The 20,206-nt window shown below is 35.5% G+C and carries 23 protein-coding genes; 5 read left to right on the top strand and 18 right to left on the bottom strand.

The window, feature by feature from the left end; translation table 11 throughout:
* Positions 1 to 72: 72 nt before the first annotated feature.
* Positions 73 to 1,770, top strand: coding sequence for a protein-disulfide reductase DsbD (gene dsbD, locus CIG1485E_RS05680; RefSeq protein ID WP_051870940.1), 1,698 nt, complete (start codon positions 73 to 75; stop codon positions 1,768 to 1,770).
* On the opposite strand, the gene CIG1485E_RS05675 is transcribed toward dsbD, so the two are convergent.
* The 10 genes from CIG1485E_RS05675 to CIG1485E_RS05630 form a co-directional block, all read right to left on the bottom strand.
* Positions 1,763 to 2,776, bottom strand: coding sequence for a GGDEF domain-containing protein (locus CIG1485E_RS05675; protein WP_144242178.1), 1,014 nt, complete (start codon positions 2,774 to 2,776; stop codon positions 1,763 to 1,765). The genes dsbD and CIG1485E_RS05675 overlap by 8 nt on opposite strands.
* Entirely contained in the window at positions 2,773 to 3,825 is a 1,053-nt protein-coding gene (locus CIG1485E_RS05670) for a GGDEF domain-containing protein (protein ID WP_197408299.1), read from the bottom strand. Before CIG1485E_RS05670 ends, CIG1485E_RS05675 begins: the two co-directional genes overlap by 4 nt.
* Before the next feature lie 69 nt (positions 3,826 to 3,894).
* Positions 3,895 to 4,245, bottom strand: a complete 351-nt coding sequence (locus CIG1485E_RS05665; protein ID WP_038454549.1) for a nitrous oxide-stimulated promoter family protein — start codon at positions 4,243 to 4,245, stop codon at positions 3,895 to 3,897.
* 59 nt (positions 4,246 to 4,304) lie between these two features.
* Complete coding sequence (gene kdsB, locus CIG1485E_RS05660; protein ID WP_038454548.1) at positions 4,305 to 5,024, bottom strand: 3-deoxy-manno-octulosonate cytidylyltransferase; 720 nt, start codon at positions 5,022 to 5,024, stop codon at positions 4,305 to 4,307.
* Positions 5,021 to 6,460: a threonine synthase gene (gene thrC, locus CIG1485E_RS05655; RefSeq protein ID WP_038454547.1), complete on the bottom strand. Its 1,440-nt coding sequence runs from the start codon at positions 6,458 to 6,460 to the stop codon at positions 5,021 to 5,023. The genes kdsB and thrC overlap by 4 nt, the downstream gene beginning before the upstream one ends.
* Positions 6,454 to 6,762, bottom strand: coding sequence for a divalent-cation tolerance protein CutA (gene cutA, locus CIG1485E_RS05650; RefSeq protein ID WP_038454546.1), 309 nt, complete (start codon positions 6,760 to 6,762; stop codon positions 6,454 to 6,456). Before cutA ends, thrC begins: the two co-directional genes overlap by 7 nt.
* Positions 6,759 to 7,601 carry an acetylglutamate kinase gene (gene argB / locus CIG1485E_RS05645; protein WP_081867144.1) on the bottom strand — a complete coding sequence of 281 codons (843 nt, stop codon included), beginning with the start codon at positions 7,599 to 7,601 and terminating at the stop codon, positions 6,759 to 6,761. Before argB ends, cutA begins: the two co-directional genes overlap by 4 nt.
* 37 nt (positions 7,602 to 7,638) lie before the next feature.
* Entirely contained in the window at positions 7,639 to 8,568 is a 930-nt protein-coding gene (locus CIG1485E_RS05640; RefSeq protein WP_038454544.1) for a tetraacyldisaccharide 4'-kinase, read from the bottom strand.
* Positions 8,561 to 9,694 (bottom strand): DegT/DnrJ/EryC1/StrS family aminotransferase, encoded by a 1,134-nt coding sequence (locus CIG1485E_RS05635; RefSeq protein WP_038454543.1) that lies wholly within the window; start codon positions 9,692 to 9,694, stop codon positions 8,561 to 8,563. The genes CIG1485E_RS05640 and CIG1485E_RS05635 overlap by 8 nt, the downstream gene beginning before the upstream one ends.
* 9 nt (positions 9,695 to 9,703) lie before the next feature.
* On the bottom strand, positions 9,704 to 10,450 hold the full coding sequence (locus tag CIG1485E_RS05630; RefSeq protein ID WP_038454542.1) for an NAD+ synthase: 747 nt from the start codon (positions 10,448 to 10,450) through the stop codon (positions 9,704 to 9,706).
* Positions 10,451 to 10,541: 91 nt separating this feature from the next.
* Between CIG1485E_RS05630 and CIG1485E_RS05625 the strand changes: the two genes are divergently transcribed.
* Positions 10,542 to 11,132, top strand: coding sequence for an MBL fold metallo-hydrolase (locus CIG1485E_RS05625; RefSeq protein WP_038454541.1), 591 nt, complete (start codon positions 10,542 to 10,544; stop codon positions 11,130 to 11,132).
* Here CIG1485E_RS05625 and CIG1485E_RS05620 read toward each other — a convergent pair.
* The 3 genes from CIG1485E_RS05620 to CIG1485E_RS09615 are packed head-to-tail and all read right to left on the bottom strand — an operon-like array spanning position 11,116 to position 12,651.
* Positions 11,116 to 11,625, bottom strand: a complete 510-nt coding sequence (locus CIG1485E_RS05620) for a hotdog domain-containing protein (protein ID WP_038454540.1) — start codon at positions 11,623 to 11,625, stop codon at positions 11,116 to 11,118. The genes CIG1485E_RS05625 and CIG1485E_RS05620 overlap by 17 nt on opposite strands.
* Positions 11,626 to 11,635: 10 nt before the next feature.
* Positions 11,636 to 12,484, bottom strand: coding sequence for a tRNA 5-methoxyuridine(34)/uridine 5-oxyacetic acid(34) synthase CmoB (cmoB, locus tag CIG1485E_RS05615; protein ID WP_038454539.1), 849 nt, complete (start codon positions 12,482 to 12,484; stop codon positions 11,636 to 11,638).
* 2 nt (positions 12,485 to 12,486) lie between these two features.
* The gene (locus CIG1485E_RS09615; protein ID WP_231723670.1) at positions 12,487 to 12,651 is read right to left on the bottom strand and encodes a hypothetical protein; all 165 of its coding nucleotides are present in this window, start codon (positions 12,649 to 12,651) and stop codon (positions 12,487 to 12,489) included.
* A 58-nt stretch (positions 12,652 to 12,709) separates the two neighbouring features.
* Here CIG1485E_RS09615 and CIG1485E_RS05610 point away from each other — a divergent pair, with 58 nt between their 5' ends.
* On the top strand, positions 12,710 to 13,978 hold the full coding sequence (locus CIG1485E_RS05610; protein ID WP_038454538.1) for a M20/M25/M40 family metallo-hydrolase: 1,269 nt from the start codon (positions 12,710 to 12,712) through the stop codon (positions 13,976 to 13,978).
* Positions 13,979 to 14,023: 45 nt separating this feature from the next.
* Here CIG1485E_RS05610 and hpf read toward each other — a convergent pair whose 3' ends face one another.
* Genes hpf through fliW form a run of 5 tightly spaced genes read right to left on the bottom strand, consistent with a single transcriptional unit; the run spans position 14,024 to position 16,887 of the window.
* A complete protein-coding gene (gene hpf / locus CIG1485E_RS05605; protein ID WP_038454537.1) occupies positions 14,024 to 14,551 on the bottom strand; it encodes a ribosome hibernation-promoting factor, HPF/YfiA family in 528 nt (175 codons plus the stop codon).
* 42 nt (positions 14,552 to 14,593) lie between these two features.
* Positions 14,594 to 15,064: a hypothetical protein gene (locus CIG1485E_RS05600; protein ID WP_038454536.1), complete on the bottom strand. Its 471-nt coding sequence runs from the start codon at positions 15,062 to 15,064 to the stop codon at positions 14,594 to 14,596.
* On the bottom strand, positions 15,061 to 15,975 hold the full coding sequence (locus tag CIG1485E_RS05595) for a type II secretion system protein (RefSeq protein WP_038454535.1): 915 nt from the start codon (positions 15,973 to 15,975) through the stop codon (positions 15,061 to 15,063). Before CIG1485E_RS05595 ends, CIG1485E_RS05600 begins: the two co-directional genes overlap by 4 nt.
* Positions 15,972 to 16,472 (bottom strand): hypothetical protein, encoded by a 501-nt coding sequence (locus CIG1485E_RS05590; protein WP_038454534.1) that lies wholly within the window; start codon positions 16,470 to 16,472, stop codon positions 15,972 to 15,974. Before CIG1485E_RS05590 ends, CIG1485E_RS05595 begins: the two co-directional genes overlap by 4 nt.
* A gap of 31 nt (positions 16,473 to 16,503) precedes the next feature.
* A complete protein-coding gene (gene fliW / locus CIG1485E_RS05585) occupies positions 16,504 to 16,887 on the bottom strand; it encodes a flagellar assembly protein FliW (protein WP_038454533.1) in 384 nt (127 codons plus the stop codon).
* Between the two features lie 211 nt (positions 16,888 to 17,098).
* On the opposite strand from fliW, the gene CIG1485E_RS05580 reads away from it, so the two are divergent.
* Both CIG1485E_RS05580 and CIG1485E_RS05575 read left to right on the top strand, forming a co-directional pair.
* Positions 17,099 to 18,283, top strand: coding sequence for an efflux RND transporter periplasmic adaptor subunit (locus tag CIG1485E_RS05580; RefSeq protein WP_038454532.1), 1,185 nt, complete (start codon positions 17,099 to 17,101; stop codon positions 18,281 to 18,283).
* Positions 18,280 to 20,205, top strand: coding sequence for a MacB family efflux pump subunit (locus tag CIG1485E_RS05575; RefSeq protein WP_038454531.1), 1,926 nt, complete (start codon positions 18,280 to 18,282; stop codon positions 20,203 to 20,205). Before CIG1485E_RS05580 ends, CIG1485E_RS05575 begins: the two co-directional genes overlap by 4 nt.
* Position 20,206: the final 1 nt, after the last annotated feature.

Here is a 20,206-nt window from a genome sequence, read left to right as displayed (position 1 = left end):
TTTTATTATTTAAATTTAATGTTTTATTTATAAATGTTTTGTAGAATTGTCCTTATTTTTCAAGGAAATGTATTGCGTAAATTTTTAGCTATATTTTTGCTTTTTATGGCAACTCTTTTTGGGGAGGTTTTGAGCGTAGATCAGGCTTTTGGGCTAGATATAAATGGAGATAAAGCTCAAGGGATAAACGTTAATTTAAAGGTCAATGATAGCGTTTATTTGTATAAAGATAAGCTAAAAATCAAGATTGAAAACAATGATATAACCGCATTTTTAAATCTTCCAGAGTCAAAAAAACACGATATTTACGATATATATGGTGGGAATTTAAACCTTTTCATACCAGCTGGACTTTTGAATAATTTTGTGAAAAGCGATAAATTTAGCATAGCTGTGGATTATCAAGGATGCTCATATAGTGGCTTTTGCTATCAGCCGATGTCTGCTATGTATGAGGCGAGTTTCGTATCAAATAAGCTAAATTTAAAAAAGGCCGAGCCAACAAAAATAGCTAAGTCAAGCTCAGATCAAGATAAGATAGCTGATTCATTTAGCAAAGACGGGAAGTTCCTTACGCTTTTGACGTTTTTTGGGTACGGTTTGATGCTGGCTCTTACGCCTTGCGTGTTTCCGATGATCCCGATTCTCTCAAGCATTATAGTGGCTAAAACAGGCTCGAAACCGTCTGCTAAAAGTGGATTTTTTATCAGTTTTATTTATGTATTTTTTATGTCTTTGGCTTATGCTTTGGCTGGAGTTTTGGCAAGTGTATTTGGTGCAAGCGTACAAGGACTGCTTCAAATCCCAAGCGTTATTATAGGGTTTAGCATTATTTTTGTGCTTTTGGCGTTTAGTATGTTTGGGCTTTACAATCTAGAATTGCCTAAGAGTTTGCAAGCTTATATAAACAAAAAAGGCAAGAATGCTAAAGGAATAATCGGCGTGGCTGTGATGGGATTTTTATCAGCGCTAATCGTAGGGCCTTGCGTCGCAGCGCCTCTTGCTGGGGCTTTGCTTTACATTGCAAAAAGTGGAGACGCTTTGTTTGGTGGGCTTGCTTTGTTTATTATGAGTTTTGGTATGGGAGTTCCGCTTTTGCTTATCGGCGTTAGCTCAAAGCTTCTTCCTAGACCTGGATTTTGGATGGAAAAGGTTAAGCAACTCTTTGGCTTTTTAATGCTTGGTATGGCTATATGGATGTTTGATAGGGTTGTGGGAAGTGAAATTTCTTGGCTTCTTTATGGTGTTTTGGGAGTGGTTTTTGCTATGTTTTTTGGAGCTTTTGATGAGGCAAAAACAGTGGTTCAAAAGCTTATGAAATCCGTGTCTATCATTATTTTAGTTGTGTCTTGCGTATTAATTGCAAACTTTACTTCTGCCCAGCTTGGCTTTAGCCCAAATTTACAAAGTCAAAAATCTCAAAAAATAGAGTTTTTGAGTGCTTCAAATTTAAGCGAGCTAAATATAATAATAAACTCTTCTCAAAAGCCAGTTATGGTAGATTTTTGGGCTAGTTGGTGCGTGAATTGTAAAGAGCTGGATAACATAACTTTCAGCGATGAAAGCGTCAAAAATAGGCTAAAAGATTTTACTTTAGTCAAGATTGATGTAACAAAAAATAGCAAAGACGACCTTGAATTAATGCAAAAATTCAGCGTTTTTGGACCGCCAGCTTTGGTGTTTTACAAAAACTCAAAAGAGCTAAAAGATAGACAAATAGTCGGCTTCATCTCGGCTAAGGATTTTTTAGATCATATAAATTCTATTTGACGACTATGCAGTTTTTTGTGGATTGCTTGCCTTTGTAGAGCCTTGTATCTGCTTGTTTGATAAGCTCTTCCTGGTCGCTTCCACACTCTGAGATACCAAATGTCATTGTAAATTTGATATTTTCGCCGCTTGCATGGATAATGCTTTTATTGATTTCGTTTCTTATGTTTTGAATTTTTAGTAGAAATTTATTTTTTGGCATATCAAAGGATACTACGATGATTTCTTCGCCTCCAGCTCTGCAAACTATATCATTTTTATCGGCTAAATTTATGAATATTTCTGATATTTTCTTTAGAACTCTATCGCCAATATTGTGTCCATAGATGTCGTTTATGCGTTTGAAATTATCTATATCGCACATCGCTATAATCATACTTGAGTATTTTTTATCATCTGTGATTAGTTTGAGTGCTCTTTTGTTTAACAGGCCAGTTAGATAGTCCACTTCGGACATATATTTGAATTTTTCTTTATCTTTTTTTAGCTCTAAAAAGTGTATGGCATCAGTAACATTTAGGATTTTTGATATTACAAGCAAGATAAGTATAAAAAATAAAAAATTTACCAAAAAGAAATATGTAGAGTAAATTTTAGGATAGTAAGCTGTGTTGTCAAATGCAATGATATATAAAGTTATATAGACCATAAGCTCCATAAATACAAGTATATAAGATATAAATTTGTTTTGAAATATATCTATGTATATTATAGAAAGTAAAGCGATGATAGCTATGTCAAATCCATAATCCCACCCTAAAACAAGTATGCAAATGGATGTATGTATCATGATTTCTATATGCAAGATAAAAAATGCATAACCTAGAAGTTTGCGTTTTGATAGAAAAATCGTAAACAAATATATCGCTATGCTGGCTAAATTTAAAGATATAAGCCATTCATTTCTTATGACTAAAAATACCAAAAGATAGCCAATCCTTAATATTAAAAACAGCAATAATATCTTTTGCAAATTTTGTGTTAGGTTGTCGTTTTTTACTTTCATATTTTTTTGAATACCAATCTATTTTTACCTGAATTTTTGCCTACATATAGCAACTCATCTACGTTTTTGATTATCTCATCTAGCCTTAAATTTGTCTGTGGGTTTTCTAAATATACCGCACCGAAAGTTGCTGTGATTCTGATATTATCAATTTTTGAGCTTTCTATATTTTGTCTTGCTTGTTGTATTATGGATTTTGCGTGGTCTATTTCTTGATTTTCTAAAACTGCAAGAAACTCTTCCCCGCCCCACCTAGAAATCGTTCCGTATTTTGAAAAGCTGCTTTTTAAGGATGCAGACGCCGTACTTAAAACCTTATCGCCAAAGGCATGCCCGTATGTGTCGTTGATGTTTTTAAAATTATCTAGATCGCAAAGGACTATGCAAACTGAGTTTGTTTTGTTGCTTTCTAGATTTTTTAATATCTCATTTATGATATTCATCATAGGAAGTCTTGTGTAAAGTCCAGTTAAAAAGTCGTATTTGGCTATGTCTTTGTAGCTCTCTTTTTCTTTTTCTAAATTTAAAATATTTATAGCGCCGATGATATTTAGGTTATTATGTAAAAATAAAAATCCAAAAACTAAAGCTGAAAAATTTATAATGTAAATTATATTTTTAAACAGCTCTCCGCCATACTCTTTTGGCGCGTCTTTAAGCATTAGATATAAAGTCAGATAAAATGTGATTTGGAAAAAGATTATGGTAAATTTTATGTACTGATTTTTTGCCATAAATAGATAGTGTATCGCTATAAAAGCAAGTAAAAATAACTCAAATCCATATCCCCAACCAAACACCAAAACAGCGCAAGTGATGTTGTAAATGGCGCTTAGCTGGACTAGAAGGCTTATGGCTTTTTCATATTTGGGAGAATGTATATCGTCATAAATAATCAAAAGAGCCACAAATGACAGCGCGTTGTTAAAGAGTAGTAGAGTTATGCCAAGATAGGTATAAAGAATCGTGTAAAAAAATGTTACAAGAATGTATAAAATGATAACTTTGCGATAAACTCTATTTGCTAGTTCTTCTTTTGCTTTTTGCATAAATCACTTCATAAATTTTTATTTTATATTATCCAAAATACTCTTAAATTTTAGTATTATTGAAGCGATTTATCTTTGAAAAAGTGATTTTATTTTTGATAATCCAAGCTTGATACCGCTACTTCTCATAACTTTAACCATAAATTTAAGCTCTGATTTTTCGTAACAAATATGCGGACATTTTCTACATTTTGGCTTTTCATCGTGAGGGCAGTTTTGGAGTCTTTCATTTGCGTATAAAAGTAGGTGTTCGCACTCTTTGCAAAGATTGTAGTTTACGCTTTGATTTAGGCTTGTATTTTTGTAGATTAGCTCTAAATTTGCGTTTGATTTTTGTGCCTTGGCGTGATTATTATCGCAGTAAATTTGGATAAATTTCGCAACAGTTGAGATTTGTTCTGTGAATTTTTGCTCTGTCATATCAATCCTTTGAGAGTATTTTATATCAAATACTCTCAAAAATTATTGAGCTAAATCAATTAAATCTTAAAGCCGAATTTAGCCGCTGCAGCCTCTAAATCTTCTAGCGTGTCGATGCCGATACTGCTCGTTTTTATCTCACACATCGCTATTTTTTTGCCACTTTGGATTGCTCTTAGTTGTTCGAGTTTTTCGATGTTTTCAAGGTATTTTGAGTCCATAGAACAAAACTCTTTTAAGCTTGCTACGCTATAAGCATAAATCCCGATGTGAGCCTTATAAATCTCGCACTGGCTTCTTGGATAAGGGATTAATGAGCGTGAAAAATATATGGCATTTTGGGCGTTATCAAGCACTACTTTTACTAAATTTGGATTTGTGGCTTCTTCTTTGTTTGCTAACTTGTAGCAACTTGCCATGAAAGCACCGTTTTTGATACATCTATTTGCAAATTCTTTAAATTTGAGTAGATTTTCGGTTTCAAAAAATGGCTCATCTGCTTGGACGTTTATGATTATCTCATCATTTTTTAAGCCAAATTTAGTGGCTGCTTCGTTTAGACGGTCGGTTCCACTTTCGTGATTTTGGCTTGTTAGGACGGCTTTTATGCCAAATTTTCCAGCTATTTGCACGACTTTTTCATCATCGCAAGCCACTAAAACATCATCAGCTTTTGAAGCGTTTAAGGCAGTTTTGACAAACATCGGCACGCCATCAATCGTGCGTAAAATTTTATGCTCAAATCTAGTAGAAGCTAGTCTTGCTGGTATAATAATCATTTGTTTATCCACTCTATTATGGTTGGTTTTATCTCATTTTGGTTACAGATCGTTTTGTGGATTTGCTCTGAGCTAAATAGGCTTAAAATCTGCTCTGGAATAGGCGAACTAAACTCTTTACTAAGTTCTTGCATATCTTTTAGTTCATCTTTTGTCTCTTTGTTTTTGATAGCTTTTATCATACTTGGAGTAAATTTAACCCAGTGCGCAGTAGAAGTAACCACATTTAGCGTCTCTTTTGAAGCTAGTTTAAAGCAAGTTGCGGTGTGGGGATCTACTAAAACGCCTTTGTTTGCGTATTTTTTGATCTCATTTTCGCATTCATCATCAGTGCAAAAATCAGCCTCAAATTCAGCTTTTAAGGAGTTTAGCTCGCTATCACTTAGCTTGTAAAATTTATTTGTAGCAAGGCTATCCATAAGCTCTTTTGTTCTAACTGGGCCAAATTTGTCAAACAAAAGTCTTTCGACATTTGAGCTAATCAAAATATCCATAGCTGGGCTTATAGTTTTAATCAAGCTTTTGCCACGCAGGTCATAAACTCCAGTTGTGAAAAGCTGGGTTAAAATATTATTTGAGTTTGAAGCAATCTTGATTTTAGCGATGTTTGCTCCCATTTTTTTGGCGTAATACGCACCAAGAGCGTTACCGAAATTGCCACTTGGAACGATGATATTTATAGGTTTTTTGTTGCCTGTGATTTTGATACAAGTGTATATGTGATAGATGATTTGGAACAAAATCCTACCAAAATTTACTGAGTTTGCAGCACTTAAGCTAAGGTTTAATTTTGCTAGACTTGCTTTGAAATCTTCATCGTTTAGCAATGTTTTTAAGGCTCTTTGGGCATCATCGAAGTTGCCTTCTATACCTATTACTTTTAGGTTTTTGCCGCTTGCATTTGTCATTTGTAGTCTTTGGACGTCGCTTGTGCCGTCTTTTGGATATAAGCAGACTACTTTGATACCATTTGCGTCGCTAAATGTTTCTAGCGTAGCTGGACCAGTATCGCCACTTGTCGCGCACATGATAAGATAGTTTTTCGTTTCTTCTTTTGCTAGGCTAGTCAAAATATGTCCAAAAGGCTGCAATGCCATATCTTTAAAGGCTCTTGTTGGTCCATGCCAAAGCTCGTTTATATGCAAATTTTCATCTATTTTTTTGATTTCAACTGGCTCATTATCGAAGCTTTCATATCTTTTTAATGCCTCTTCAAACACGCTCATATCTATATCAAATTTAAACTTTTCTATGATTTTTAGGGCTATTTGAGAATAACTTAGCCCACTGGCTTCTTCAAAAAATCTCTCATCCAAGCTTGGCAAGGAATCAGGCGCATAAAGCCCACCATAAGCAGCAGCGGGATTTAGTAGGGCTGTTTTTAGGCTTACGCTTGAGTTGGTGTCGTTTTGATTTAATCTTGTATTTACTAGCATTTTTTACCTTTTGTATTTTGTTTTATCCATTTTTTATATGTTTTTTCTATTTTTTTGGGTTTTAAGGCGATGATTTCTGGGAGCTCATAAGGATGAAATTTTAAAATCATCTTTTTTATCTTTTTGTATCTGCCTTTTGCTATCATAAGCACTTCTTTATCGCTCCTAATTTTGCCATTCCAAGCATAAATGCTAGTTAAATTTGGCAGGATATTTACACAAGCCGCAGCACGTGAATTTACTAGCTTTTTGGCGATTTTTTTAGCTGTTTTCTTATCTGGAGCAGTGTTTAAAACAATCATCTTATGACGCTTCCTATTCCCTCATCAGTAAATAGCTCAAGCAAAAGCGAGTGCTTGACTCTGCCGTCTATGATATGGGCTGCTTCGACGCCGCTTTGGACGCATTCAAGGCAGGCATCTATTTTTGGTATCATTCCGCCACTTATCACTCCACTTGCTTTTAATTCGCTTATGGAGCTTTCATTTAGCTTGCTTATAAGCTCGCCGTCACTTCCCAAAACGCCTTTTATGTCGCTTAGAAATATAACCTTTTTGGTTTTGAGCTTTGAGGCGATTGCACTAGCGCAAAGATCGGCATTTATATTGTACGTTTCATACTCATCACCCACTGCGATAGGAGCGATGACTGGTATGAGACCGCCAGCTAGAGCGCTATTTATGACTCTGTCATTTACACTTGTTATATCGCCTACAAAGCCGTATTTTCCACCATCTAAGCTCTTTGCTCTTAGCATATTATCATCTTTGCCACTTATGCCTATGGCTCTTGCACCGTGTTTGTTTAGTAGGCTTGTGATCTCTTTATTTACTAAGCCACTTAGCGTCATTTCGACCACTTCCATAGCGTCTTTGTCTGTGACTCTAAGCCCATCGACAAACTCGCTTTGGATATGAAGTTTGTCTAAAAATGAGTTGATTTTTTTGCCGCCACCATGGACGATGACGACCTTGATGCCGACAAGTTGCAAAAGCACGACATCTCTAGCAAAATCATTTTTTAAACTCTCATCTATCTGAGCTGCTCCACCGTATTTTATGACGAAAACTTCATCGCGAAATTTTTGAATATATGGCAACGCACTTAGTATGACTTCAGCAGTTTTTATACTTTTTAGCACTATTTTTCCTTGGATTTTTGAATTTATTTTATCAAATTTAGCCGTAATTTTTTATAAAATTATTTAGTTTATCTTTGAAATTCGGTGAAATTTGGGTGTTTAGCTCTAAAATAGAAAGCTCAAAACCAAAATCTTTTATCTTGACAAAATCTTTTTGTGTGACAAGCAAACTTGTCGCATTATATTTTTTGATGATATTTTCAAGCTCTAGTTTGCTAAATTTATGATGATCAGCGAAAAACTCAAGCCCTATGCACTCTTTGAAGCTATCTTTTAGCCTAAATGGATTTGCTATAGCTGTTACTAAAACCATTTTGGAAGTTTGGTTTGTGATAGTGTTTGTTTTGATTATATCATCATTTTGAGGGATAAAATCGCCAAATTTATAGAAACTTGCCGGATATCTGTATGCTCCACTTGGCAATGTTAGGCGAAGTGGTGGCTCTTTTGACGGTTTTAGCAAAATGTTAAATTTAAATATATCAAATTTGCCAAATCCATCATCTAAAATGATTAAATTTGCACCTAAATTTATGGCTTCATTTATGGCTAATTTTCTATCTTCACTCACGATTACGTTGGCGTTTTTTAGGCCTAGAGCATATTCCATTGCCTCGTCCCCACTTGCTGCAGTGTCGCAAAGCAAGTTGCCATTAATACATACTTTGACAAGTCCTTTTGAGCTTCTTTTATACCCACGCAAGATTATAAATGTTTTATAATCTTGGCTAAATTCATTAAATATCGCCTTTGTAAGAGGAGTTTTGCCAGTGCCACCGACTACTAAATTTCCTACGCTTATGATAGGAACTGAAAATTTTAGTGGTTTTGCTAGCTTAAATTTAATCCAAACAATAGTGGTATAAACCAGTGCCAGTGGGCTTAAAAGCATAGAAACTAGCACTTCAAAGTATCTTGGTCTATAAAAATACTTGTTTATCCAGCTATGAAATTTACGGCTATACACGTGTTTTTGCTACTGCTTTTATGGTGTCGCATATATATTTGACTTCATCGTTGCTTAAAGCTGCATATATTGGCAAAGATAGTACTTGTTGATAGACTTTGAGTGCTGCTGGGAAGTCATTTACTCTAAGATTGTATTTGCTTTTATAGTAGCTTAAAAGATGAAGCGGTATGTAGTGAAGCCCTATATTTACGCCTCTATCTCTTAATTCTCTTGCGAAGCCATCTCTGTTTTTGTCTATTTTGACAATGTACTGGGTGTAGATGTGATCTCTTTTGATGACTGGAGTTGTGACGTGAGGACAGTCTTTTAGCTCTTCATCGTATATGGCTGCTATCTCTTTTCTGCGGTTTATAAACATCTCTAGCTTTTCAAATTGAGCTATGCTAAATGCGGCGCAAAGTGAGTTTAGATCATATTTTTGACCTATATCAACCACGTCATAAACATAGCCTAAGTTACCGTCTTTATCAAAGCTATCAGTTACTATAGCGTGGCTTCTGACTAGTTTTGCTCTTTTTGCCATTTCATCATCGTTTGTGAGAATTATACCAGTTGAGGCTATGGCGTTTTGGATTTGTGGATTGATCTGGAAACAAGACATATATGAATCAAGCGTTCCTATAAGCTTGCCATCGTATGTCGCTCCCATGGCTCTACTTGCGTCATCTATGATTTTGATGTCAAATTCCTTTGCGATCTCATAAATAGCGTCCATATCAGCTGATTGACCGCCAACGTGAGTGATGAAAGCGGCTTTTAGTTTTTTATGATTTTGCTCTTTTAAAACTTTTTTAAGCTCTACTGGATTTATGTTGAAATCATCTTCATTTATATCGACAAATATCGGCTCAGCGTCAAAATGACGTATGACTTGGGCGACACTTGGGAAAGTATTTACTGAGCAGATTATCTTGTCTCCTCTTTTTAGATCCATAGCACAAAGTGCCAAGTGTTTTGCAGCGGTGCCGTTGTTTGTGGTTAAAGCGTGTTTCACACCGAAATATTCTTTTATCTTATTTTCAAGATCGACTACCATATGGATAGCGTTTTTATCTAAGCATTCATTTACTAATTCGTGTTCTCTTTCTGTGATGTGTGATCTAAAAAATGGTATATCTCTCATTATGAACCTTTAGTTTATATTTGCGATTGGTGGCATTGATAGTTTAAATTTGTTTAATTCTATTCTTGTAAATATGGTTTGGAGTAGTTTTTCGTCAAATTTAGCTTCTATTTCTTGCTTTGTTTTTTGATTTTCTATATCTTTTAAAACGGCGTCTAACTGCGCGTAGCTAAAGCCGATTTCAAGCTCATCGCTTTGACCTTCATAAAGATCGGCGCTTGGAGCTTTTGTGATGATATTTTGGCTAATTCCAAGATATTTTGCGAATTCAAAAAGGTCGCTTTTGTAAATTTCGCCTATAGGATTTAGAGCACAAGCCAAATCGCCATAGATCGTTCCATATCCTAGCATTCGCTCACTTTTGTTACTTGTGCCAGCTACTAATGTTTTAAGTTTTGCCGAATGGTCGTATAAAAGCGTCATTCTAATTCTAGCGCTTAAATTTCCACGTCTTAAATTTGTAGTGTCGCCAGTGGCTTTAAGAAATTCGTCTAAAATCGGCTGAATGTTTATGATAGTACGCTCTACTTTAAGCGTGTCACAAAGCGCTAAGGCGTCATCTAAATTTGCCTTATTTGAGCTATTTGTCGGCATTATTAAAGCGTAGGTTTTTGCTACTTTAGAACACAGCGTAGCGACCACAGCAGAGTCAAGTCCGCCACTTACGCCTATGCTAAATCCAGCATTTTTAGTTAGCTTTAAGTAACTATCTAAGAAATCTAGTAATTTTTCTTCTAATTTTTTAAAATTTTCCATTAAATTTACCTATAAAAATTATCTAAATTATAGCCTAAATTTGATAAAATGAAACTTGTAATTGACTTTAAATACCAATAAAGGCGGTGTAGTGAAAATTTTATCAAAATCTTTTGGGGCTTATGCTACAAACTGTTACATTTTAATCAAAGATTGCGGAGAAATCATAATTGATCCTGGCGACGGAGCTTTGGAGTTTGTAAGGCAAAATTGCAAAAACCTGCTTGCTATCTTAAATACGCACTGTCATTTTGACCATATTTATGATGACAAAAAGATAAAAGATGAGTATAATTTGCCAATTTACGTGCCAAAAGATGATGCTTTTTTATGCTCTAAAGATCCTTTTGGCATGATAGAAGAGCCTTTTAATCCTGATTTTTTAGTAGAGCCTGATGGTAGCTTGCAAATTGCAGATTTCACTCTTAAATTTCATCATTTTGCCGGACATACGCCAGGGTGTTCGATGATAGAGACTAATGGGGTTATGTTTAGTGGGGATTTTTTGTTTAAAGGAAGCATTGGGCGATATGATTTTCCATTTTCTAGCAAAATTGAAATGAAAAATAGTCTAAAAAAAGCACTAAATTTGGGCGAGTTTGTGCTGTATCCTGGACATGGAGAAAAAACCAGCATGAGCGAGGCTAGGGAGTTTATATCATACTTTATAGAGCGTCTTTAAGCTCTCCTGATTCTCTTTTGGTGGCTTGATCTTCTAGGTTTTTCTTTTGGATTTTTAAGATATGATCTTCTAAAACGACTACTTGGAAGCTTGCTTCAAATACCTTTATATCTTTGATTTTGGCTACTACTTTGACCTCTCTTTTTTTTGATTCTTCAAAGTACGCCCACGCCTCAAACTCGATCTCATCTCCTATTTTAGCCGGCGCGTAAAAGCTAACTTTTGAGCCAATAGTCACTAAAAATGGCTCATTTACAGCCACTGCCACTGCGTAATCTGCCGCGCTAAATATAAAACCACTATGCACGAGCCCTTCTTCGTCATATCGTAGGTCATTTCCAGTTTTTAGCAGTGTTTTTGAGTAGTTTTTTTTGGTTTCTAGTATCTTTCCATAAAATGATGAATTTAGATTTTGTTCTACTTTTAAATCGGCTTGATAATTGTCCTCTTTGGGCGTTTCTTTATCTGTATTATCGTAAATATTTTCTGCCATTTAACCTCTTTTATTTTAGTCTTACATAAACTCTTTTTGGCGCAGGATAGCCCTCAATGGTGAGTTTTGGGTCGTTTGGATCTAAGAAATTTTCCAAGCTTTCTCCATTTATCCACTGTGTTTTTCTTTGTTCGTTTAAATCAGTATCTTTTATCGCCAAAATTTCAAAACTCTTAAATTTGGCTCGTTCGCACCAGTTTTGCAAAGCTTTTATGCTTGGAACAAAGTAGATATTTGGTATCTTTGAGTAGGTGTTTTTTGGGCTTAGGACAAACTCATCATCTCTATCTATAAACATAGTATCTAAAAACACTTCGCCATCGCTATTTAGCCCAGCTTTTAACTCTTTTAGCATTTTGACTGGATCGCTTCTGTGATACAAAACTCCAAGGCAAAAAATAGTATCAAATTTAACCCCGAAACCTGGCAAATCTTGAACTCCAAGTAGCTCAAATTTAATATTTGATTTGACAAAACGGTTTATAAAGCTAAATTGCAAAAAACTAAGAACGCTTGGGTCAAATCCAGTTATGCTTTTTGGCTTAAACTCAAGCATTTTAAACATATAATATCCGTTATTACAGCCGATATCAGCGACGTTTTTGCCATCTAAATTTAAATGCGGTTTTAGAAGATTAAATTTGATAAAGCTTCTCCACTCGCTATCTATAAAAAGCTCACCCAGCTTAAAAGGCCCTTTTCTCCATGGTTTTAACTCTTTGGCTAAATTGGTTATGCTCTCATCAAAATCCTCAATTTCAAGCTCTAAAGCGTCGTTAAAAATAGTCTTGGATTTATAATTTTTTAGGGCGTTTATCTTTTCAAATAACCCTCTATTTAAGTCATTTATAAGGTTCATGATTACCAATCTACAAGATTTTCATCGCAGGTTTTGTGGTAGATCCCAGCCGCGTCATAATACTCTTTGCAGTCGTTGTAGTAGCGGTTTGAGATGCCTCTTTCATTTACCCAAAGGCAACCTTGCAACAAAAAAGCTAATAATATAAAATTTATAAGATATTTCATGGCAGTAATATTATCATAAAATGCTATAATTTTGGCTAAAAAACAAGGAAAAGCATATATGAAAGTTTTTGAATATTTTGAGCAAATTTGCAAAATACCGCATTGTAGTTTTGAAACTGATGAGCTTAGAGAGTATTTGGTGTGGTTTGCTAAAGAACATAAATTTGAGGTAGCCACCGATGAGTTTGGCAATATTCACGCCATAAAAGGTGAGCCAAAAATCTGCTTGCAAGCTCATTATGACATGGTTTGCGTGGGGCTTGCTCCAAATTTAGAGCTTGTAAATGATGGCGAGTTTTTGAGTGCTAAAGGCTCAAGTCTTGGCTCAGATAATGGTATAGGCGTGGCTATCATAATGGAGATGATGAGTAAATTTGATAATCTTGAAGTGCTGATAACAAACAATGAAGAGGTTGGTTTGCTAGGAGCTAATGGCTTTAATGGAACGCTAAAAAGCAAAAATATTTTGAATTTAGATAGCGAAGATGAGAATGGTGTTTTTATCGGATGTGCGAGTGGGGTTAGCATTTTTGCGAGTATAAATTTGAGTAAAAATGAGCAAATTTGCCAAGTTTATGAAGTAGAAGTTAGCGGTCTGCAAGGCGGACATAGTGGCATTGAAATCATAAAAAACATACCAAATGCGATTAAGATTTTGGCTAAATTCCTAGCTCAAAATAGCTGTGAGCTTGTGAGTTTGAGCGGTGGTGAGAGAAACAACTCAATACCAGTAAATGCAAAAGCTGTGGTCGCTGGAGTAAATTTAAGCTCAAATGAAATGGTAAAAGTCAAATCTCTTGGAGAGCAAAAAGTTAAAACTCTGGCAAATTCTAAGCAAATTTTAGCCTTTATCAACGCTTTTTCTCAAGGCGTGAGAAGTTATGATGAGAGCGTGGGCGTGGTGCTTGATAGCATAAATTTATCTATCATTAAGCAAGATAATGACGCGCTAGAAATTGAGTTTTTTGCTAGATCGATGAGTGATGAGGGCAGGGAAGAGCTGAAATTTCAGACCTTGAATTTGGCTAGTTTGGCTGGATTCGGGGTGAGATTTGAGGAAGAAACACAGGCTTGGAAGCCAGTTGTTAGCGAGTTTGCAAAAGATATTTTAGGCGAAATGAAAAAGATAAATAAAGATGCAAAAATGGTCGCAGTCCATGCTGGGCTGGAGTGTGGAGTGCTGATAAATAGGGCTAAAAACAGCTTGCAAGCTTGTTCTATCGGGCCAAATATCTACTCACCTCATAGCATAAATGAAAAATGCGAAATAAAATCTGTAGAAAAAATATCAAAAGTAGTAGAAAATATCTTAAAAAAGTATAGTTAAGCTTGGAGCGAAAGCTCGCTCCAAAATCTTAATAAAATTCAAATCTTAATAAAGTCCGAATTTGCCGTCGTTTCTTTTATAGATTACACGCATTTTTGCATCTATATCGTTAAATACGTAAAATTGCGCCCCTGAAGCTTTTAGTTTTTCTATAGCCTCTTCAATTTCTAATGGTTTGTATAGTTCAAGCTCGGTTGGAATGACTTCATCGACGCCCTCGACTAGCTCTTCACTGACTTGATTTAGACTTGCTTTTTCATCATCTTTGTTTTTGTGAGTTGTGAGTTTGTCATGGTGACGGCGTAAAACTTTGCTCGCACGCTCAACTGCAAGGTCAATTGCAGCGTAGAGATCTTTGTCTTTTTGTCTGATTACGATAGTATCTTTGTGTGCTAAATTTATAGCAAAATCCACATCAAAGCCTTTTTTGCCTTGTTTTTCATCTGCTGATATGATAGCTCTTCCTGAGATAATGTCAAGATTGTATTTTGATAGAGTTTCAAACGCACTATCAACGTAATTTTTGATAGATTCTGTTAGCTCAAATTGTTTTCCTACAATACTTGTATTCATCTTTTCTCCTTTGATTAAAAGTATAGTAATTATACCATAAAATCAAGGTTTTTGCGTGGTTGTTCTGCTGTATCTGATGACTTCAGTGTTTGCGGCTGGGTTTGACTCGACAACTGTGTCTAGGACAACTGCTTGGATAAGAGTTTTGCCATTTATATCCAGTCCATTGCGATCTTTTGTGGCTCCAGAGTCTATCCAGTTTTTGTCGGGGCAACCATTTGGTTTATTTTTACCTATATATGTCACATAAACTGTGGATTGTAGAAGCCAATCACTATCATTTGGATATTTTTTTGGGATTTCATATAAGCAATTTGTGGCAAAATCATATTGTTGGATTTGTATTATTGCGTGTTCGGTGGCGGATTTTGCTATGAGTTTTGCTTGTTCGCTTAGATATAGGTTGTCTGTTTGTTTGACTCCAGTAGCCGAAACTCCAAAAGATAGCATTCCAATAGTGGCTAAAAGAACTATAAATATGATAGCAAGTATCAAACTAAAAGCTTTTTTCATAAAACAACCTTTGTTTTGCATACTTCAAGATAACGTTTTTTATTTGTGTCTTTTTCATCTGGCGTTAGATTAAAATTTGGATCGGCTAAACAGAGCTTTACTATCACTCCATTATCTGCTGTGCTTTTGAAATTTAGTGAGCTTACGTTTTTACTCATTAGCGTTCCGCCGCCTTCGCTGCTAAAAGGAAATTCTATATAATTAAGCGTTTTTAATTTTGTTGTTGGATCTGTTGCTACAAACCTAAATCCAATAATATAAGCTGCGAGCCAGTATTGTTCGTAAATTTTTACTGGCTTTTTTCCTCTCACATCTATTGTAAATGTCTCATCTGAGATTATGTTTATTTTATGAGCGTATTTACTACTATAATTATCATATACTTTGTAATAATCTGCGATATCTGTATCATTGCCTTTAAATATCAATACTGGAGTATTGTTTTTACCATATTTTTCTTTGAGAACTGTTTGAAGATGACTTCCTGGCGTTGTTATGGTTAAAGTATCTCCATTGGCTTTTATGCTTTCTAAATTTATAAACCCACTCCAGCCTATATTTCTATTATTGGTCTCGTTATATCTTTGTGTTTCATACATTTGGTTAAACCACGTTATTTCGGTTTTATTGTCTTTCCAGTCTATATTTCCAGCATCTGCAAGCGTTTTATGACCTGTATTTTTGTTTGACCCATTATAAGTAGATACTGCAAGCGTAGGTTTGATACGGTTTTCTAGTCTTTTTGCGATTTGTTCTATTAAAATTCCAGTTTCTAGCTCTAGTTTTTGTAGGCTTCTTGTTTGGACGTAGTTCATATAAACTCTATCGAAAATATCAGTGCCGATAGATGATAAAATAGCAAGTATGGTTATGACGATGACTAGCTCGATGAGTGTAAATGCTTTTTTCATCTTATCTCTTTGTATCCATAGACTGGTTCGCCGATGTTGTAGCTATAGTTTGTTAGCTTTATGGTTTGTGCTTCGCCGTTGTTGGCTGTGGTTGTTATCTCAAACATAGCTTCATTATCTGTTCTGCTAGCTGATATTGCGTAGTTTAAATTTAGTATATTGTGGCTTGAGCTATCGCCATTTACAGATAATGTTCCGCTTGTACCCACAGGGTCTAGTGGAGTAACTACTTTTAACTCTCTTGGATTATACATATAACCAAGCCCTTTATAATTATTGGTTATATCTACAATCGGTGTTGTTTCAGCAGAGTTCGCCCATGAATAGCTAGCTGTGACTTCTGATAGCTTCGCGCTAGATGAGACGACTGCTTCTTGGAGTAGGGATTGCGAGTTTGTCTTTAGGCTAGAGCTGATGAGTGCTGGGACGCTGGCTACTGCTATGGCTATGATGATTATGGCTAGAACTAGCTCAAGTATAGAAAATGCTTTTTTCATAGTTAAAGTAAGTGGTCAAAGGACCACTTGATTATTTTTTGGTAAAGCTACCGATTTTTTCGGCTTGACCGTAATTTGGGTATTGAATAGGATCTAATACGACTTGAGAAAGTGTCATATTACTCATATTGCATACGATTGGAGCCATGAAATTTACGCTTGATTCTTCTACTGGGCTGCTTATTACTAGCATTGTATAGACTTTTAGCTCGCTGTTTTCATTGATATCCATTAGGCTTTGGTAATATGTAGGTATTTCGAATTCATAATTTCTTAAAGCGTATGGATTTACCATAGGGAAAGATGTGTTTCCGTCTTTGTCTTCTAATTTAACAAAAAAATCATCTATGCTAGTAAGCTCTACGCTTTTAATGTTTTCAAAACCAAGTATTGGGCTTTTAACTGTTAGTGTCATATCTGAACTCCTTTTTCGAATTTTTCATATTTTACCATATTTTTTTAATCTATTTAATATTATTTTAAAAAATATTTAATTTTATTAAACAAATTTGATTGATTAAGTAAAATATTTCATTATATAAAGCAAAAATCAATCCATTCTTAACATCACATTCACAAAAAATTTATATAATAACCAAAATATAGTAATTTCAGAAAGAGTTTGAATGAAAAAAATAGGAATTTTAGTCGTAGTTTTGGCATTGATCGGTGGTTTTTGGTACTATAATCAGTCACAAAAGCCTAAAAATGAGTACATAACAACTCAGGTTAAAAAAGGCAATCTGACTCAAAGCGTGGAAGCTGTGGGCGAGGTTTTTGCTCTAAATTTAGTAGATGTCGGTGCGCAAGTAGGCGGACAGATACAAGAACTTTTTGTCAAGGTCGGAGATGGGGTCAAAAAAGGCGATAGAATAGCCCAAATCGACTCAGTAAAACAAAAAAATACTCTAGATCAGCAAATGGCAGCACTTGAAATACTAAATGCTAAGCTAAACTCAGCGAAAATCGCTTCAAATATAGCTAAAACTCAGTATGAAAGAGAGCTTGAACTGGGCGCTAAAAACGCAACTTCAAAAGAAAATATAGAAAATTTCAAAAATACATTGAGCGCTAAAAATGCAAGCCTAAAAGAGATAGAAGCTCAAATCAAACAAACCAAAATAGAGATAAACACAGCTAGGACAAATTTAGGCTACACAGACATCAGATCTCCACTTGATGGTGTCGTAGTCTCCGTGCCTGTCGAGGTCGGTCAGACGATAAATGTCAATCAAACAACTCCAACAATCGTAAATATAGCCGACCTTAGTAAAATGGAGATAAAAATGCAAGTCAGCGAAGGCGACGTGCCAAATATAAAAGTAGGCGACAGGGTCGAATATAGCATTTTATCAAATATAAATAAAAAATTCACAGGAACTCTAAGCTCAATTGATCCAGGCCTTACAACGCTAAGTGATGGCAAATACAAAACAACTTCAAGTAGCTCATCAAGCAGCTCAAGCTCAAGCAGTTCGGCGGTTTATTATTACGCTAAATTTCAAGTAGACAACCCTGAAAATATGCTAAGAATCGGTATGACAACACAAAACAAAATCATCATAAAAGAGATAAAAGACGCGCTCATACTTCCAACTCTTGCTATAAAAAATGATGAAAAAGGAAGCTATGTATTAGTCAAAAATGGTGACGCTGTCCAAAAAGTAAGAGTCGAAGCAGGTATCAGCAACAGCGTAAATACGCAGATAATCTCAGGGCTTAAAGAGGGTGATACTATCATCACATCTCAACTAGACGCTAAAGAGCTTGAAGCGATACTAAATAAAAAACCAAATATGAGAATGAGATGATAGAGCTTAAAAATATCAAAAAAAGCTTTGCAATCGGTGGGGTGCAAAGTGAGGTTTTAAAGGGTATAAATTTAACCATTGATAAAGGCGAGTTTGTAGCTATCATAGGACAATCAGGTAGTGGAAAATCCACGCTTATGAATATTCTTGGCTGTCTTGATACCCCGACATCTGGAACGTATTTGCTAGAAAATCAAGATATAAGTAAATTTGATAGAGACGGATTGTCTGCTTTGCGGCTTAAAAAATTTGGATTTATCTTCCAAAGATACAATCTACTTAGCTCAAACGATAGCAAAAGCAACGTGGCTTTGCCTGGAGTTTATGCTGGCGTAAGCAAAGCAAAAAGGCTTGAAATAGCAAAAGAGCTACTCGATAAGCTTGGGTTAAAAGAAAAATGCGACGCTTACCCAAATCATCTAAGTGGCGGTCAGCAGCAGCGAGTTAGCATCGCAAGAGCACTTATGAATGGTGGCGAGATTTTGCTTTGCGATGAGCCAACTGGAGCTTTGGATAGTGCTAGTGGCGTTATGGTTATGGAGATTTTGCGTGATTTACATAAAGACGGCCATACTATCATAGTAGTCACTCATGATAAAGAAATAGCGGCTTGGGCAAATAGAGTTATTGAGATAAAAGACGGAAATATCATAAACGATACCAAAAAATCAGCTCAAATTTATGAGTACAAAGAGCCAAAAAATACTAAAAAGAGTAAATTTAACAGCATAAAAGATCGGTTTTTTGAGAGTTTTGCAATGTCAGTTGGTGCTATAAAAGCTCATAAGTTACGCTCATTTCTTACTATGCTTGGTATTATCATCGGCATAGCTTCAGTGATATGCGTGGTAGCTCTTGCAAAAGGTAGTCAAGAAAAAATCCTAGCAGATATAAATAATATGGGCACAAACACCATAAGCTTGTATCCTGGAAAGGGCTTTGGCGATAGGAACTCAAACAAGGTCAAAAGCCTAACCATAGATGATTCAAATTTCTTAGAGCAGCTTGATTTTGTGGATTATTCTACTCCTAGAATGAACACAAGCGGACTTCTAACGTATGCTAATAAAAGCCTAGATGCAAGCCTTAGAGGTGGTAGTCAAAACTCGCTTTCTATCTCAAATGTAAAGATAAGCAGCGGTAGAGATTTTGTAGCTGAAGATATTTATCTCTCAAAATCAAACATTATCATAGATCAATTTGTCAAAAAAGAGTTTTTCAAGGACGTTGATCCAATTGGCAAGGTTATACTTTTTAACCGTCAGCCTTTTACTATAATAGGCGTAGCAAATAGAGAAGATACATCATTTAGCGGTGATAGTTTGACTGTGTTTGCACCATATACGACAACGATGAATAAGCTAACTGGCGATAGAAATATAAGATCCATAGCAGTCAAATTAAAAGATGGCGTAAACGCTCAAGTGGCCGAGCAAAGCATAATCGAAGTCATGCAAGTAAGGCGTGGAGCAAAGGATTTTTTCACTAGAAACACTGATACGATAATGCAAACAGTCCAAAGCACTATGAATACAATGAGTCTTTTGATATCTGGAATCGCACTTATATCGCTTATGGTAGGTGGAATTGGTGTAATGAATATCATGCTTGTAAGCGTATTTGAGCGGACAAAAGAGATAGGCATCAGAATGGCAATCGGCGCTAAATCAAACGACATAATGCTTCAGTTTTTGATAGAGGCGATTTTACTTTGTGCTATTGGCGGCGTTGTGGGAGTAGGGCTGGCGTATGCGATAGGATATTTGGTGAATTTAGCTGGGGCTGGATTTACTATGATATTTAGCACGGCTTCAATCGTGATTGCTATTGGAGTTTCTAGTTTGATAGGAATTATTTTTGGTTATATACCAGCAAGAAACGCATCAAGACTAAATCCTATAGATGCACTTTTAAGGGAGTAAA

The sequence above is a fragment of the Campylobacter iguaniorum genome, assembly GCF_000736415.1.
Lineage (GTDB): Bacteria > Campylobacterota > Campylobacteria > Campylobacterales > Campylobacteraceae > Campylobacter > Campylobacter iguaniorum.
This window is presented reverse-complemented; position numbering and strand designations above follow the sequence as displayed.

What these genes read in the sequence shown, in the direction of transcription:
- CIG1485E_RS05670 (WP_197408299.1), bottom strand. Translation starts at nt 3,825, where the DNA reads ATGCAAAAAGCAAAAGAAGAACTAGCAAATAGAGTTTATCGCAAAGTT.
- CIG1485E_RS05600 (WP_038454536.1), bottom strand. Translation starts at nt 15,064, where the DNA reads ATGAAAAAAGCTTTTAGTTTGATACTTGCTATCATATTTATAGTTCTT.
- CIG1485E_RS05580 (WP_038454532.1), top strand. Translation starts at nt 17,099, where the DNA reads ATGAAAAAAATAGGAATTTTAGTCGTAGTTTTGGCATTGATCGGTGGT.
- CIG1485E_RS09615 (WP_231723670.1), bottom strand. Translation starts at nt 12,651, where the DNA reads ATGAAATATCTTATAAATTTTATATTATTAGCTTTTTTGTTGCAAGGT.
- thrC (WP_038454547.1), bottom strand. Translation starts at nt 6,460, where the DNA reads ATGCTAGTAAATACAAGATTAAATCAAAACGACACCAACTCAAGCGTA.
- CIG1485E_RS05635 (WP_038454543.1), bottom strand. Translation starts at nt 9,694, where the DNA reads ATGAGAGATATACCATTTTTTAGATCACACATCACAGAAAGAGAACAC.
- cmoB (WP_038454539.1), bottom strand. Translation starts at nt 12,484, where the DNA reads ATGAACCTTATAAATGACTTAAATAGAGGGTTATTTGAAAAGATAAAC.
- kdsB (WP_038454548.1), bottom strand. Translation starts at nt 5,024, where the DNA reads ATGATTATTATACCAGCAAGACTAGCTTCTACTAGATTTGAGCATAAA.
- CIG1485E_RS05595 (WP_038454535.1), bottom strand. Translation starts at nt 15,975, where the DNA reads ATGAAAAAAGCATTTACACTCATCGAGCTAGTCATCGTCATAACCATA.
- CIG1485E_RS05665 (WP_038454549.1), bottom strand. Translation starts at nt 4,245, where the DNA reads ATGACAGAGCAAAAATTCACAGAACAAATCTCAACTGTTGCGAAATTT.
- hpf (WP_038454537.1), bottom strand. Translation starts at nt 14,551, where the DNA reads ATGAATACAAGTATTGTAGGAAAACAATTTGAGCTAACAGAATCTATC.
- CIG1485E_RS05590 (WP_038454534.1), bottom strand. Translation starts at nt 16,472, where the DNA reads ATGAAAAAAGCATTTTCTATACTTGAGCTAGTTCTAGCCATAATCATC.
- CIG1485E_RS05620 (WP_038454540.1), bottom strand. Translation starts at nt 11,625, where the DNA reads ATGGCAGAAAATATTTACGATAATACAGATAAAGAAACGCCCAAAGAG.
- CIG1485E_RS05675 (WP_144242178.1), bottom strand. Translation starts at nt 2,776, where the DNA reads ATGAAAGTAAAAAACGACAACCTAACACAAAATTTGCAAAAGATATTA.
- CIG1485E_RS05630 (WP_038454542.1), bottom strand. Translation starts at nt 10,450, where the DNA reads ATGGAAAATTTTAAAAAATTAGAAGAAAAATTACTAGATTTCTTAGAT.
- CIG1485E_RS05575 (WP_038454531.1), top strand. Translation starts at nt 18,280, where the DNA reads ATGATAGAGCTTAAAAATATCAAAAAAAGCTTTGCAATCGGTGGGGTG.
- cutA (WP_038454546.1), bottom strand. Translation starts at nt 6,762, where the DNA reads ATGATTGTTTTAAACACTGCTCCAGATAAGAAAACAGCTAAAAAAATC.
- fliW (WP_038454533.1), bottom strand. Translation starts at nt 16,887, where the DNA reads ATGACACTAACAGTTAAAAGCCCAATACTTGGTTTTGAAAACATTAAA.
- CIG1485E_RS05610 (WP_038454538.1), top strand. Translation starts at nt 12,710, where the DNA reads ATGAAAGTTTTTGAATATTTTGAGCAAATTTGCAAAATACCGCATTGT.